Genomic DNA, 14,817 nt, shown 5'->3' on the forward strand with positions numbered 1-14,817 from the left:
ATGGCTATTTACATTATCTTTGCGCCCCTAAAAAACAAACAATTAATATGATTAATAGCAAAATCCTCAAACTTATCGGTTTGTTCATTTTGGGTATGTGGAGTTTACAGGCATGTACTGATAGTAATTCCAATGACCTCCCTACAGATGAAGTGCCGGATAATCCTTACGGTTTAATAAAGGTTACAGAGAATGATCTGACACCTAAAGTATTCAAACTTATGTTGCAGGACGACGAACCTTCAACTACGTATTTTGACAACAGCCAACGTTTCTTTTACGTCAATCAGCCTCTGCAAGTGAGTATTAACGAGAAGCAGGAACTATTCATCCGCTTCTATTCGCCCCGTCCCATACATGGAGTAACAATCTGGGCAAAAATCAGTGGCTATGATGAGGAGTTTCAATTGGCACAGTTTGATGTAGTGCCTGCCTTCACCGAATATCACCGGGCACTGCCAATGCTTACCGAAAGCAAACGTTATATCACCCGTTCAGGAAAAGAGATACAAATCATGGCTAACCCGCATCTGTCAGCATCAGATTTCTCGTTGAAAACAGATTGTGAGGATAGTTATTATCAAAAACTACTCTCTACCAAAAGCAAATACAGAGTACGTTTCTCTGCCTACGGGGAAACAGGTTATTGGCGTCCACCTTTACTTGCTGCCCATGCCAGAGAAACGGTAGCTATTATGCTGAACTTTGCCTATATGTTCTCCTCACCGGAATTTGCCGAGGAATTGGAGAAATACAGAGGTAAACTTCATAGTAACAATAATCTGGCGATGATAGACATCGACAAATTACTCAAACAGGTAATCAATCATTCGGGTTTCCTGGTAGGACATGTGAGTGGAGTAAACGGTCTGGGAGGAGGAGAAACCTATGGACTGAATGAATGGTGCTACCTTGAACACTACGCAGACGACACGAACCAAACCCACACAATTTTTCATGAATTGGGACACTGTCTGGGCTATGGACACGAAGGAAATATGACCTATGAACAAACCGGAACGGGATGGATTACTCTTTGCAATAAAGTGTATACCCAGTTGTGTCTTGATAAAAAACTTCCCATCTACTCAAGAAGATTTATGCATACGCGTAAACAGGGAAAACTATATGGTGCTGCCCGCTACCAACGTTCTAAATACATCATTGAAGATCCGGAACTAGATGCCATAGACGGTGGTCTGGCTCCGGCATTGAAGGACGACGACGAAAACGTTGAAGAAGGAACGCCCCTCTCCTGTTCTATTTCTTATGAAAACATCCCGGGAACTGCCAAAGAGGATTTTACTCCAAAAGATGTATGTGTCTACAAAAACCGCATATATATAATCAATGATGCAAACGGAAAATACAGTCTGGAAGTCCTGGAAGAGAAAGAAGGAAAACTAACGCATGTAAAAAGCGTGAAAGAGTGGACTGAGAATGCAGAAACCAAAACCTTTGCCGGGAAACCTAACGGGATTACAGTGGCACATGGAAAAGTATATGTCACAAATGAAAGTAGCCGTACAGATGTATTTGACGAGGCTACACTAGAATTTATTACGTGTATAGGTACAGGCAGTTGGGGTGAAGGTAGTACTCAGACAGTACATGCCTTTGATGTACTTGTGCGTCGTGGATGTGTGTTTATCCGGGACAAGAAACGCGTGTGTGTATTCATGGAAAATGATGTTGCAGCAGGTAGTTACAAAAAAGTAGCCAACTATTGCCGCACAATCAATATGGGTGAGGCAATGGGAACTTATGGGCAGGCAATGGGAGCCGACGGACTACTCTATACTACCCACCAGAGTAATCGGAAAATTTATGCCTTCGACTGTAACGTGATGCGCGAACAAACAGAATGGAAAGCGCAACGGGTAATAGACCTCCCCGCTTCTCACTCTCCCTACGACATTGCTTTTGTTGGCAAACGAATGTTCGTATCATTTGCCACCGGAAAGAATCAACCGGTTGCCCTGGCAGAAGTGAATCAGGAAAACGGAACAATCCTAAAAGATTATACAACCATAAGTGGACATACCTTCCGTAATGTGGAGAAAATAATGCTATCCCGGCAAACGCTGTTTGTAATAGATCGCACTGAACGTACCATAACCGGTATTCCAATAAACGAACTGAACTAAAAAGGAAATAATCATGAAAAAAAAGATAATTCATACAAGCCACCTGCTACTGGCCCTGATGATTGCAGGGGCCTGCTCGGAAGAAGATATGCCAGGAGGTATACCGCAAAAACCTGAAGAGCCATATACCAGTCATTATTACTACTCCTATGAAGCAGGACAGCAATTATCGGCTGTGGACTTTGCCCTGAACGAGGGTGAATTTACCCCAGGAGCCACCTATATAAAAGGAGATACACTGTTTGTAGCAAACATACAGAACGGACATTACAGCCTGGAACTGTATGATAAGAAGAAGAAACAACACCTAATATCACTGCGATCATGGAAGTATGGAAATACTGATCAGAAATTTCAAAGTCCGATAGAAGCCATCGGAGTATCTCCGGCCAATCGTCTGTATGTACTAAGCAGAGAGACTCGCATCGATGTTTTTGCCCTCGAAGACCTGAATTTCATTACACGCATTGGGACTGGCAATTGGAGTGATGGAGTAAGCGGATTGTTTCAGGCACAAGCTATGGCGATTTCTCCGGACGGAAAGATTATTGTTCGCACCAAAAGAGAGATTGCCGTTTACCGGGAAGAGGACGTAACTCCGGAAAAATACCAGAAAGTGCCTTTTTATTGTCGAAGTGCAGCGATAGGAATGGATACAAACAACGGATTCAATCCCCATCAGATGGTACAAGATTCTACCGGTATTGTTTATTTGGCAGATTACGGGCAATACGGTAACAGAAAAATTCAGGCAATAGACACTGCACACATTGAAAAAGGTGATCAAAAAATATTAATAGATACAGAAAAGACACTCGGTACTAGCTTCAACCCTTGCGGCATCGCTTTGCACAACGATCAGATGATGGTATCTGCCAGCAATGGCTCTATCTATATCTACGACCGTACGAAAAAAGAATGGGGAAACAGTTTCAAATCTGTAAACGGTTACACATTTAAAAAGGCAGAAAAACTATTGATAGCGGGATCAAGCCTCTGGGTTTCTGACACCAATGCCAAAAAGCTGATAGAAGTAAAGATCTACAAGAATGAAATACGGGAATACGAGTGATAACTTCCTCATATTTGTGTAATTATACAACTTAAAAACGCAGATTAATGCCAATTTATCGCAGGTATAATTTAATATATGCGTAAATTGGCGTTAATCTGCGTTTTAACAACAGCTAATTTTAGTTTTGAGACCCTCTTATTCTTTCATAAGTGGTCAACTAGCTAATAAACCAGTTTCACATTATCCACCCACAAAGTGTTTCCCGGAGAACCGATATAAGCTCCTCCATGACTGGCAGTAAATTGAAGAATCATGTGAGTAGGCGTTTCATCCTCATCGGCCCATGCCACTTCACGAACCGGTACACTCTCTCCCTTGCTATTGAGCGAATAACGTTCGTCAACCTGTAAGCGCATCATATGAGGTTTATATACCGGACTTCCGGTTATATCACCATAATGAATCTCATAGGTAGCATTATTATGCCAATCACCGGTATTATAATAATAAACAACCATCGTACCGACACGTTTTGCAAAAATATTACCTTCAGCATCTTCCCAACGCTTTTGTAAGAGTAAAATCGCTGCAGGAAAATCTTTGCCCGGCACATCGGTTATCTTACTAAACCCTGTAGCACGAATGCGATTTTCGCGATCAGACATCTTCACTTTATAATCAAACTGAAGAGCAATAGGACGCTTTGTGAACGGAATACCCATTCCAAGCATTTTGTTGGGGTTTTTGGTGCCTTTAATAGGTTCATGTACCGTGCCCAGAAACATAGAGCCGGCAGCAAGTACCGTAATATCTACGAGTCCGAACACTTTCACACTTTCCATACGAGTTTCCAGACGTGCACAATATCCACTTCCCCGCTTTTCGGGAAAAACAGATGTATTTGTCTTTGTGACCCCCGCTACTTTCGCCATCACATTGGAAGTAGCCCAGGGAGAACCACCAAGATTCGTATAAGCTTTTGAACCAGCTATGGTTTGGGTAGGCCCGACGGCATATACATTTTTTGTATTTCCACCAATAATGGCAGACTCTTTTATTTCGCGATTTACCCATTGATCCATATCCCCAAACGGGAGCATTTCTACTTTATGTTGCGCCATAACAACAGCCGAGCATAAAGCAATAAAGCCTGTCGTCATCAGACGGCGATATGTTCTCTTTGTCATCCTTTCTCCTTTCTTTTTAAAGACTATAACCCCACTGCTTCAGCGCAAAATCCCAATTGTCCTGCACTAACTGAACAGTACGATCATCATACTTATATTTATTCTTCTTATATCCTTTCTTTCCACCTACATACTTTTCTATTGCTTCACGTGCTTCTTCGAAACCTGGAATAGAGAGTTTCTGATATATATTCTCGGTCATCGCCAAAGCATCTGCTTCAAAATCCTCAAATTTCACTTCAATCAGATTTCCCTCAGGAATATACTGTTTATCGGCTTCGTACTTATGATACAGTTTGGCATAAATAGAGAGAATATTTTTTTCGATCTCCTCGTTGCTGATATCTTCCAGTTTCAAGGGCTGAATAGTATTGGTAAAGAAACTACGTGTAGACTCGAATACTGTGTACGGGTTACGCATCAGATAAATGAACTTTGCATTGGGAAACATCTTCACCAATTCCTTCACACGACCCGTATGAGGAGGGTTCTTACTCAGGAACTGAGTACCTTGCGTATTCCACAATGAAATCTTTACCAGTTTTTTAAATGTATCTTCAAATACTTTCAGTTCTTCGTCGGGGATACCATCAAACAACAAATACTTATCAGCATATTCTTGCTGGTATTTGGGCAAAAACCAGAAATTATAATATGTATAAGGCATCATATTTGCCAGTGCAAATTCCTCTTCCTGCGGCAGGTCTACAGCCAGTTCCATATTATCGGTCGGGCGTTTATCGGGCATCAACCAACTCATATTCTTTTTAAAGAAAGGTTGCCCCCACATCATCAAATGTGGAAAAACAGTCTGATAGGTAGTGTTGTACCCAAAGTGTTTGTCACAGGAAAAGACATTGTGTACAAACGTTGTCCCACTACGCCAATGCCCCAATATAAACACCGGATCGTGCTCTAACGGCTTATTGGCCAGAAGCTTTTCGTAACGGCTGTTTTGCAAAGGAGCCAATGTAGAGAGCAGGCGGCATACTGCTTTGGTCAAACGATATTTTCCTTTGTAGGCAGCATCGATATCCCTGCCAGCGGTTATCGCTTTAAATGTTTTCCAGTCAGCTCCTACCAGAGTGTTTATCGGAAGTTTATTGAATTCAAGTAATCCCATGTTATTTACAATTTACAATTGACTATTTACAATTGACTATTTACCATTTACAAATTGCACGATCTGCATAGCAAATTGTAAATTGTAAATAGTCAATTGTGCATTATTTAATGATTTTCACCGCAATACCCTGACGTTCCAGATCTTTCACAGCCTTCTCTATCGCTTCATAATGCTTAGGATCAATGCCCAGTTTCGGAAGATCCAGCACTGGAACATCATCCATAGTGCGCATATCTTTCTCTTCCACCCGGTCTATAATCATACCAACGGCACTGGTGTTATTGGTGATCGGGTCGATAAGGATGAACGATCCACAGGATTTGTTCTTCTGATAAGGATCAAAGAACAGCTCTTTCGCTGTAGTCAGTACCACACGGGCTATCTCATTCAACGAAAGGAAAGGCACGGCAAACTGCTCCATAGTGTTCACGTCCACCTTGTACTTGATGCTATCAATGCGGGTACGACTCATGTTAGTAGTCTGCTTGATAAAGAAGGATTTGTTCACATCCATTGGTTCCTCATCCATCCATACCAGCATAGCCTCAAAGTTACGATCAACGACAGGCAAATTATTGGGATGCACCAGCATCTCTCCTCTCGATACATCTATTTCATCTTCCAGTGTCAGCGTGACAGACTGAGGTGGAAAAGCATAATCCAACTCTCCGTCATAGGTCACAATACTTTTCACGCGGGAAGTCTTGCCGGAAGGCAACGCCATCACTTCGTCTCCTTTGCGGATAACCCCCGAAGCCACTTTTCCACAGAAGCCACGAAAATCGAGATTAGGACGAAGTACGTATTGTACGGGGAAACGGAAATCGGTCAGGTTATGGTCGTTATCGATGTGCACCGTTTCGAGGAAGTCGAGCAGGGATATACCCTTATACCAGGGGGTACGCTCTGATTTATCCACCACATTGTCACCATCCAGTGCAGAAAGCGGAATACAATTTACATCGGGGATACCAAGTGGCTCTACAAACTTTTTGTATTCTGACACAATCTCATTGAAGCGTGCTTCGGAGAAGTCTACCAGGTCCATCTTGTTAACAGCCAGCACAACATGTTTAATGCCAAGCAGAGACACCAGGAAAGTATGACGGCGGGTCTGAGTGATAACCCCCGTCCGTGCATCCACCAGAATAATGGCTAAATTGGCAGTAGAACCACCGGTAATCATGTTACGGGTGTATTGTTCGTGTCCCGGAGTATCGGCAATGATAAACTTACGGTTGTTGGTTGAGAAGTAGCGATAGGCCACGTCAATGGTGATACCCTGTTCGCGTTCGGCCTTCAAACCATCGAGCAACAGTGCATAATCTATATGTTCGCCGGCATTTCCCATACGTTTGCTATCACGTTCGAGAGCATCCAGCTGGTCTTCATACAATTTCTTACTATCAAACAGCAAGCGGCCTATCAGAGTTGATTTTCCATCGTCCACCGAGCCTGCCGTCAAAAGACGGAGCAAATCCTTCTGTTCGTCTTTATCCAGAAATGCTTTTATATCTAAAGTAGTTCCCATCTTCAATTCTTAGTTTTTTAATTTTTTTTGATTAGAAGTATCCTTCGCGCTTCTTCTGTTCCATACTTGCATCCTGGTCGAAGTCGATCACACGGGTAGTACGTTCGCTCTTTGTGGTAGTCATCATCTCCTCCACGATCTTCTCAATTGTATCGGCCTCACTCTCCACTGCACCAGTCAACGGCCAACACCCCAATGTGCGGAAGCGTACCATACGCATCTTAATCTCATCACGGTATTTTTCTGGCAGACGGTCATCATCGGCCATAATAAGATTACCGTCAAGTTCAACGCAAGGACGCTCTTTTGCATAATAAAGCGGAACAATGGGAATGTTTTCCAGGCGGATGTACTGCCAGATATCCAACTCGGTCCAGTTACTCAACGGGAAAACACGAATACTTTCTCCTTTGTGTACACGGGCATTATAGATATCCCACAGCTCGGGACGCTGATTCTTAGGATCCCACTGGTGAAATTTGTCACGGAAGGAGAAGATACGTTCTTTGGCACGTGACTTTTCTTCATCGCGACGGGCGCCACCAAAGGCGGCATCAAATTTATATTTGTCGAGAGCACGCAACAACGCCTGTGTTTTCATCAGGTCGGTATGTACTTTACTTCCATGTGTAAAGGGTCCTACACCTGCATGAAAAGCCTCCATGTTACTCTCCACAATCAGATTCCAGCCATATTTCTTAGCATATTCGTCACGGAACTGAATCATCTCTTTAAATTTCCATTTGGAGTCAATGTGCATCAAAGGAAACGGCACCTTACCCGGATAGAAAGCTTTCTCTGCCAGGCGAACCATAACAGAAGAATCCTTTCCGATACTATAAAGCATCACAGGATTCTCAAATTCCGCAGCCACTTCGCGGATAATGTGAATGGACTCAGCTTCGAGTTCTTTCAAGTGACTCAATTTATACTCTTCTTTCATTATATTCTTATTTTATAAATCTCTTATTTTTATCTTTTCACTTTTGGCAATATCAACTCCAGCAAACGATTAACAGATTCTTCAAGCGAAAGTTTTGAAGTATCCAACTCAAGAGCCGGATGTAGCGGTGCTTCAAACGGAGCCGAAATACCGGTAAAATTCTTTATTTCTCCTTTACGGGCTTTGGCGTACAAGCCCTTCACATCACGCTTTTCGCATTCGGCAAGCGGAGTGCTGACATATATTTCGAGGAAATCGTCCTGCCCGATAATATTGGCAGCCATTTCGCGGATATCATTGTTAGGACTGATAAAAGCGGCAATGGTAATAATACCGCTATCTATAAAGAGTTTTGAGACTTCGGCTATGCGACGGATGTTTTCTACACGGTCGGCTTCCGAAAAGCCCAGATTATTATTAATACCACTGCGGATATTATCACCATCGAGGATACGACACAGCAACCCGCGTTTGTGTAACTCACGCTCCAAAGCAATGGCAATGGTGCTTTTTCCGGAACCGCTCAATCCGGTGAACCATATCATCACGCTATGCTGCTTCAATAGCTCTTCTTTATCTTCCCGCGCCAGCATACGATCAAAGATAGGATAAATATGATTAGTTGAAAGTGGAGAGTTGAAAGTTGAAAGTTCTTCTCCTTTCGGTTCCTTATTTTGTTTCATGCATATTATTTTTAGTCGTTTTTACAATACTTACTGTTAGTTTTCTTTTTCCCATCTTTTCGTCTTCCGTAACTCTCAACTCTTAAAAGGGCCAAATTAGTGGTATCAAAAATACAGAAATGAGAAAAGTGATAATATTCAATGGTAAACCGATACGGACAAAATCGGTGAACTTATAATTGCCGATACCTTGCACGATCAGGTTTGTCTGATAACCAATCGGAGTAGAGAAACTGGCAGAAGCAGCCATACAAATCACCACAAAGAAAGGCGTAGGATCTACCCCTAATTGTTGGGATATGGCCAATGCCAGCGGAAATGCTAAAGCTGCTGCCGCATTGTTTGTGATAAGTTCCGTAAACAGATTGGTAATAATAAACAAAATAGCCAGCAAAACATGAGGTCCGTAGTTATGGCTTAAACCGATAATATAACTTGCAACTCCATCGGCTACCCCCGAATTTACCATTGCTTTACTGATAGCAAAAGCACAGGCAATAGTAATCAGGATATCCCACGAAATATATTTGGTATATTTACGGGCAGGAAATATTTTGGTCCATGCCATGATGATAGTAGTCACAGAAACAAAGAAAAACATATCCAGCTTGATATTAGGGAACATTTCCTGTGTTACCGGCAATTCACCTACTGTAGCCCCCACAATCATCAGAATGAGCAGAATCAAGGCAAACCAGCGTTTCTTCTTACCCGGCACCGGCTCAGTATCTTTTCCGTTGGCAAGCATCACAAAGACAGAAGACTCTCCCCAGGTAGGAATAAAAGTATCATCAGCCATTACCACCAGTGTATCGCCTTCGCGAAGCACAACTTCATTGAGTTTCTCTGTGATACGCTGTCCGTTGCGGGTTTTTATCTCTTTCACTTCTGCCCCATAATGACGCTGGAAGTTGAACTCTGTCAGGGTTTTGTTGATACCCGGGAAACGGGCACCCAACACAGCTTCCACGCGGTGGAGGCTCTCGCCTTTTTCTTCCTCTTCATCGGGCACTGCCGTATCGGGACGTGCATCGGGAAGGAGCTTTTTAGAAAACAGGAACAAGTAGATAATCCCCGCAATGGCAATGAATATACCCACCTTCCCTAATTCAAACATCGTGAATCCTTCATAACCCGCTTCAAGAATCATGCCGTGTACCACCAGATTGGTAGAAGTACCAATCAACGTACAAATACCGCCCAAAATCGTGACATAAGAGAGAGGAATAAGAAACTTGGTAGCGGGAAGATGAACAGCTTGTGCCCAACGTTTGATAATAGGAGCAAATATTACTACTACAGGAGTGTTATTCAGAAAAGCCGATATAAAAGCAATAGTGGGAAGCATACGAAATTGTGCCTTAAAAACAGTAGTTTTACCTACGGGAAGCAATTTCTTGATCACCTGCCCCAAGGCCCCCGACTGGCGAACACCTTCGCTTACCAGAAAAAGCATGGCAACGGTGATCATTCCTTTATTACTAAATCCTTCGAGCATCTCTTTCGGACTAAGGATACCCGCACAAAGAAACAGTACCACAACCGAGAAAAGCACCATACCCGGACGCATCTTATCCAATATAAGAGCAATCACCATTCCCAATAGCGATAGTAGTACAAATACAATTTCAAATGTCATAATCAGTACAAATCAATTAGTGATTTACTCTTTTTCTCTCTACAATAAACCAAGGATTCAACAGATCTTCCTTGTTGTATTGTAATGGCAACGCTTCGCCAGCCTGATAAATTTCCATTCCTGCTGCACGCGCAATAGCATGTCCGGCAGCTGTATCCCACTCCATAGTAGGAGCAAAACGAGGATATACATCTGCTTTCCCTTCGGCAACCAGACAAATTTTTATAGAACTTCCACTCGATATCAACTCCACTTCTTCGTGCTGCTGCTTCATTTCGCCGATATAGGTTTCTGTTTCCGGGGTTAAATGAGAGCGGGAGGCTACAATGACAAAACGCTTGCGTGGTTCGTCTATCGGCAAGCGTGCAGAAAAGTTTATCAACTCTTCCAAAGAGGCAGAATCACCCAAAGCCGTGATCCCGGATAGTTTGAATGCCCCTAGTGATTCGGCTGCAAAATAAAGTTCCTGCTTTACAGGCAGATAAATGACTCCCATCACAGGAATGCCATCGTGCACCAGTGCTATATTAACAGTAAATTCTCCATTACGCTTTATGAACTCTTTCGTTCCGTCCAGCGGATCGACAATCCAAAGCGTACTCCAATTCTTTCGCATGGCATACTCCATGTGCTTACCCTCTTCGCTCAACAGCGGAAAAGGGGTTTCCTGAAGAATCGTAGCAATCGTTTCATGTGCTTTACGGTCGGCAATGGTTAAGGGGGAATTATCGGCTTTTCTCTCTATCTCAAAATCCGATGCCGGATCATTATAGATAGAAAGTATCTTCTCGCCTGCTCTCAGGGCCGCGTCAACAGCAACAAACAAATATTTCTGTTCCATCTTGTTATATAATTATAGCCCTGTTTCCGACAAGGCGTAATAACCCATTGATATAATGAGCTACAAAAGTAAAAACTTTATCTTCTCTCAAAGTTTCCGCACTATCATTTATAACTTCTTTTAGCAATAGCGCTAATATTACTAAAAAAAGATTTCACCACAGAGGACACGGAAGACACAGAGGTATTGTTTTCTCTGATGAAACGCAGATGAACGCGAATGAACGCAGATTTTCACAAATACACAAATATGAAAAAAGAAGACCCGTACTTTAATCTGCGTTTTATCCGGATAATAAAGCTCCGTGTCCTCTGCGTCTTCTGTGGTGAAATACAAAACCTATATTGCAAAAAGGCAGCAACTTCCCAGCTACTGCCCTTATTCCGGAAGGGTGCTTTCCCGCTTCCGATATTACCAAAAAGAAATATTAAAATACTCTGTAAAGCAACCAGGCACCCTGGAAGTCTTTACGGTTAGGGTATTTAGCTTTGAAAGCATCACGAGCCTGTGCAGCGGCCGTTCTGTCGGCAAAAGTGCTCACAATCACACGATACATAGCAGATTCTGCATTGAATGCAATAGTTGCATTGTAGCCCTCAGCATCCAAAAAGTCTTTCAGACCTTCGGCATTTGCTTTCAAACCGAAGCTACCACACACTACGCTATAATCTTTCAGGTTGTCACCATTGCCCGAAACAACCGTTACTTTCTCCTGACGCACACCATTGGCTGCATCTGTAGCCTTCTTTACCTCTACCGGAGCTGCTACAACGGGAGTTACTTCCACCGGAGCTTCTACCTGCGGTTCGGCAAGTTCCTGCTGTTTTGCCTTTTCGTATGCTTTTTTATATGCACTTTCGCTTGATTTACAAGAAGCAAATGCCAGAACCATGCATACACTCATTCCCAATACTACCAATTTTTTCATAATCTATATTCTTTTAGTTAATAAATTCGTATCAATACTTTCTGAAAACAGATACAATATCTTCAGATCTAAGCCGAAGAGTGGACGAAGAAAGTTCTTCAAGTTGAAATGTTCGGCCCAGTTCATCCCACTGTAAATATTGCTTGCAAAGATCTATATTCTCTTCGGGGCGCAAAATAATATAAATTTTATCATCCTGCAAAGAATAAAGTCCGAAAAAGGTGTGATACGTCTTATCTTCGAGCAAACAGATGGCCGAAAAGCTACCTTTCTGAAAATTATAAAATACACTATCTTCCTTCTGCACAGTGCCATCGGGAAGCTCATACCGCCTCAATTGCCATTTACCAGTCAGTTTGTCTTCATCATCCGAACAGGAAGCCACTACCGATAACAACAAAGGCAAACATAAAAGATACAACCATTTCTTCGTCATTCTGCTTTCTTTTTATAAGAGATAGTGCCTGTAGCCTGATAGGTAGGCATCACCAGTATCTCTGCTATTTGGATATGTTCCGGAGCCGAAGCTGCGAAATATACTGTTTCTGCGATATCATCACCTGTAAGCGGACGGATTCCTTTATAAAAATTGTCCGCAGCTTGCTTGTCGCCCCGGTAACGAACTACACTAAAGTTTGTCTCTACCATCCCCGGCTTTACGTTGGTTACCCGCAACGGCGTATCCACCAGATCGATGCGCAGTCCGTCCGAAAGGGCTTTGACCGCGGCTTTGGTGGCACAATACACACTTCCACCAGGGTAAGCGGCATCACCGGCAATAGAGCCAATATTGATAATATGTCCACATCCGCGCTCCACCATTCCGGGAACTACCAGACGGGTTATGGCCAACAACGACTTTATATTTGTATCTATCACAATATCCCATTCGTCCAGGTTTCCTTCAAACTCTTTATCAACCCCGATAACGAGTCCGGCATTGTTTACCAGCACATCAATCGCTTTCCACGTTTCGGGCAAAGAAGCCAGTGCCTGAGTTGCAGCTTTACGATCACGAACATCAAAAGGCAACAAGAATACGCGAACTCCATAAGTTGCTTCCAGTTCTTTTTTTAACTCTTCCAGTTTTGCCACATTACGGGCATTAAGAATCAGATCCGAACCTTGTGAAGCAAACTTTCGGGCGCAACCTTCGCCTATTCCACTGCTTGCTCCGGTTATAAAAACAATCTTACCTCTCATATTGTTATTACTCTATAGAATTGAGCAACAAAAATACGCTTTAACCTGCTATCATTCGGCCTTTCTCTTAGTTAAATAAGATTAAACCGACGATATAAAAGTATTTACCCCCACAAGTTCGCGTATCTTTGCTCCATATAACATAACGAGCCGCGAGGCTCATTCAACTTTTTTACATGACATTTGAAAATTTAAACCTGATAGAGCCCATACTCAAGGCTCTGAAAGAAGAGGGTTATTCCTCTCCCACTCCCATACAAGAACAGTCAATCCCCGTTTTACTTCAAGGAAAAGATTTATTAGGATGTGCACAGACCGGAACAGGAAAAACAGCTGCTTTTTCTATCCCCATTTTGCAGAAACTATATAAAACCGACCACCGCAAAGGAATAAAAGCATTGATATTAACCCCAACCCGGGAGCTGGCCATTCAGATTGGTGAATGTTTTGAGGCATATGGCAAATACACCGGACTGAAGCACACTGTCATCTTTGGCGGAGTGGGTCAGAAACCTCAGACGGACGCGTTGCGCAATGGTGTACAGATACTGGTTGCCACCCCGGGGCGCTTGCTGGACTTGATAACCCAGGGTTACATATCTCTCAAAACACTGGACTTCTTCGTACTGGATGAGGCCGACCGCATGCTCGATATGGGCTTTATCCATGATATCAGACGGATACTGAAACTCCTTCCCCAGAAGCGCCAGACGCTTTTCTTCTCGGCTACTATGCCGCCGGAGATAGAGACACTGGCCAACTCGATGCTGGCCCATCCGGAAAAGGTAGAGGTGACACCGGCTTCTTCTACTGTAGACACAATTTCGCAATACGTCTACTTTGTAGAGAAGAAGGAGAAGAAGGACTTATTATTGCACTTACTGAAAGACCAGTCGATTGAATCGGTACTGATCTTTACACGTACCAAACATGGAGCCGACAAACTGGCACGCATACTAACCAAATCGGGTATACGCGCTGAGGCTATACATGGCAACAAATCGCAGAATGCACGCCAGCGTGCCCTGACGGATTTCAAAAACCATACTTTACGCGTATTGATTGCGACGGACATTGCAGCACGTGGTATCGATGTAGATCAGTTGTCACACGTCATCAACTACGAGCTACCCAATGTGCCGGAGACGTATGTACACCGCATTGGGCGCACAGGGCGTGCAGGACATGAAGGAATTGCGATCTCCTTCTGCGAATCGGAAGAATTACCTTACCTCAAAGATATTCAGAAGCTGATCGGAAAAACAATCCCAGTGGTCAAAGACCATCCGTTTGTCACCACCGAAGGCGCCAAGGCGCAGGAGGTGAAAACGGAAGAACTCAAAGCGAAAGCAAAAGAGAATAAAGTATACCGTGGTAGCCGCTCCAATGGAGACTTCTGGAGGCGAAAGAAACAAACGCAAAAAGGAGAGCAACCCAAAAGATAAGATGTATTAATAGATAAGAAGGCAATCGTTTTCCTTTCGGAAAAACGGTTGCCTTCTTTTTTGTATATCCATGACACACAGATGAGAGGATTCAGATAAAAACCCTTAAAAAAAATCCTCATCCATAGA

General features: G+C 43.1%; 13 protein-coding genes. 3 read left to right on the forward strand and 10 right to left on the reverse strand.

Annotation, left to right across the window (positions count from 1 at the left end; translation table 11 throughout):
• The first annotated feature begins 47 nt into the window (after window positions 1-47).
• Window positions 48-2,147: a hypothetical protein gene (locus VCM39_RS13690; protein WP_322933702.1), complete on the forward strand. Its 2,100-nt coding sequence runs from the start codon at window positions 48-50 to the stop codon at window positions 2,145-2,147.
• Window positions 2,148-2,160: 13 nt separating this feature from the next.
• Window positions 2,161-3,219, forward strand: coding sequence for a hypothetical protein (locus VCM39_RS13695; RefSeq protein WP_322933701.1), 1,059 nt, complete (start codon window positions 2,161-2,163; stop codon window positions 3,217-3,219).
• A 164-nt stretch (window positions 3,220-3,383) separates the two neighbouring features.
• Here the strand turns inward: VCM39_RS13695 and VCM39_RS13700 are convergent, their stop codons facing one another.
• The 10 genes from VCM39_RS13700 to VCM39_RS13745 all read right to left on the reverse strand — a co-directional run bounded on the left by VCM39_RS13700 (window position 3,384) and on the right by VCM39_RS13745 (window position 13,243).
• Complete coding sequence (locus VCM39_RS13700; protein ID WP_221648767.1) at window positions 3,384-4,349, reverse strand: PCMD domain-containing protein; 966 nt, start codon at window positions 4,347-4,349, stop codon at window positions 3,384-3,386.
• Window positions 4,350-4,365: 16 nt separating this feature from the next.
• Window positions 4,366-5,472 carry a sulfotransferase gene (locus tag VCM39_RS13705; protein ID WP_320997258.1) on the reverse strand — a complete coding sequence of 369 codons (1,107 nt, stop codon included), beginning with the start codon at window positions 5,470-5,472 and terminating at the stop codon, window positions 4,366-4,368.
• A 103-nt stretch (window positions 5,473-5,575) separates the two neighbouring features.
• On the reverse strand, window positions 5,576-7,006 hold the full coding sequence (cysN, locus tag VCM39_RS13710) for a sulfate adenylyltransferase subunit CysN (protein WP_002561659.1): 1,431 nt from the start codon (window positions 7,004-7,006) through the stop codon (window positions 5,576-5,578).
• Window positions 7,007-7,037: 31 nt separating this feature from the next.
• Window positions 7,038-7,949 (reverse strand): sulfate adenylyltransferase subunit CysD, encoded by a 912-nt coding sequence (gene cysD / locus VCM39_RS13715; protein ID WP_007485002.1) that lies wholly within the window; start codon window positions 7,947-7,949, stop codon window positions 7,038-7,040.
• A gap of 29 nt (window positions 7,950-7,978) precedes the next feature.
• Window positions 7,979-8,542, reverse strand: coding sequence for an adenylyl-sulfate kinase (gene cysC, locus VCM39_RS13720; protein ID WP_122202247.1), 564 nt, complete (start codon window positions 8,540-8,542; stop codon window positions 7,979-7,981).
• A 172-nt stretch (window positions 8,543-8,714) separates the two neighbouring features.
• On the reverse strand, window positions 8,715-10,271 hold the full coding sequence (locus VCM39_RS13725; protein ID WP_221648769.1) for an SLC13 family permease: 1,557 nt from the start codon (window positions 10,269-10,271) through the stop codon (window positions 8,715-8,717).
• 16 nt (window positions 10,272-10,287) lie between these two features.
• A complete protein-coding gene (cysQ, locus tag VCM39_RS13730; protein ID WP_002561663.1) occupies window positions 10,288-11,112 on the reverse strand; it encodes a 3'(2'),5'-bisphosphate nucleotidase CysQ in 825 nt (274 codons plus the stop codon).
• A 427-nt stretch (window positions 11,113-11,539) separates the two neighbouring features.
• Window positions 11,540-12,040, reverse strand: coding sequence for an SPOR domain-containing protein (locus VCM39_RS13735; protein ID WP_002561664.1), 501 nt, complete (start codon window positions 12,038-12,040; stop codon window positions 11,540-11,542).
• A gap of 31 nt (window positions 12,041-12,071) precedes the next feature.
• A complete protein-coding gene (locus VCM39_RS13740) occupies window positions 12,072-12,476 on the reverse strand; it encodes a lipocalin-like domain-containing protein (RefSeq protein WP_002561665.1) in 405 nt (134 codons plus the stop codon).
• Window positions 12,473-13,243: an SDR family NAD(P)-dependent oxidoreductase gene (locus VCM39_RS13745; RefSeq protein ID WP_002561666.1), complete on the reverse strand. Its 771-nt coding sequence runs from the start codon at window positions 13,241-13,243 to the stop codon at window positions 12,473-12,475. Before VCM39_RS13745 ends, VCM39_RS13740 begins: the two co-directional genes overlap by 4 nt.
• Before the next feature lie 176 nt (window positions 13,244-13,419).
• Here VCM39_RS13745 and VCM39_RS13750 point away from each other — a divergent pair, with 176 nt between their 5' ends.
• On the forward strand, window positions 13,420-14,688 hold the full coding sequence (locus VCM39_RS13750) for a DEAD/DEAH box helicase (protein WP_221648770.1): 1,269 nt from the start codon (window positions 13,420-13,422) through the stop codon (window positions 14,686-14,688).
• Window positions 14,689-14,817: the final 129 nt, after the last annotated feature.

Source organism: Bacteroides mucinivorans (genome assembly GCF_034654355.2).
Lineage (GTDB): Bacteria > Bacteroidota > Bacteroidia > Bacteroidales > Bacteroidaceae > Bacteroides > Bacteroides nordii.

Bases quoted from the DNA above. Each gene is read 5' to 3' on its own strand.
- cysC (WP_122202247.1), bottom strand. From the start codon at position 8,542: ATGCTGGCGCGGGAAGATAAAGAAGAGCTATTGAAGCAGCATAGCGTG.
- VCM39_RS13690 (WP_322933702.1), top strand. From the start codon at position 48: ATGATTAATAGCAAAATCCTCAAACTTATCGGTTTGTTCATTTTGGGT.
- VCM39_RS13745 (WP_002561666.1), bottom strand. From the start codon at position 13,243: ATGAGAGGTAAGATTGTTTTTATAACCGGAGCAAGCAGTGGAATAGGC.
- VCM39_RS13725 (WP_221648769.1), bottom strand. From the start codon at position 10,271: ATGACATTTGAAATTGTATTTGTACTACTATCGCTATTGGGAATGGTG.
- VCM39_RS13695 (WP_322933701.1), top strand. From the start codon at position 2,161: ATGAAAAAAAAGATAATTCATACAAGCCACCTGCTACTGGCCCTGATG.
- cysQ (WP_002561663.1), bottom strand. From the start codon at position 11,112: ATGGAACAGAAATATTTGTTTGTTGCTGTTGACGCGGCCCTGAGAGCA.
- VCM39_RS13700 (WP_221648767.1), bottom strand. From the start codon at position 4,349: ATGACAAAGAGAACATATCGCCGTCTGATGACGACAGGCTTTATTGCT.
- cysD (WP_007485002.1), bottom strand. From the start codon at position 7,949: ATGAAAGAAGAGTATAAATTGAGTCACTTGAAAGAACTCGAAGCTGAG.
- VCM39_RS13705 (WP_320997258.1), bottom strand. From the start codon at position 5,472: ATGGGATTACTTGAATTCAATAAACTTCCGATAAACACTCTGGTAGGA.
- VCM39_RS13740 (WP_002561665.1), bottom strand. From the start codon at position 12,476: ATGACGAAGAAATGGTTGTATCTTTTATGTTTGCCTTTGTTGTTATCG.
- VCM39_RS13750 (WP_221648770.1), top strand. From the start codon at position 13,420: ATGACATTTGAAAATTTAAACCTGATAGAGCCCATACTCAAGGCTCTG.
- cysN (WP_002561659.1), bottom strand. From the start codon at position 7,006: ATGGGAACTACTTTAGATATAAAAGCATTTCTGGATAAAGACGAACAG.
- VCM39_RS13735 (WP_002561664.1), bottom strand. From the start codon at position 12,040: ATGAAAAAATTGGTAGTATTGGGAATGAGTGTATGCATGGTTCTGGCA.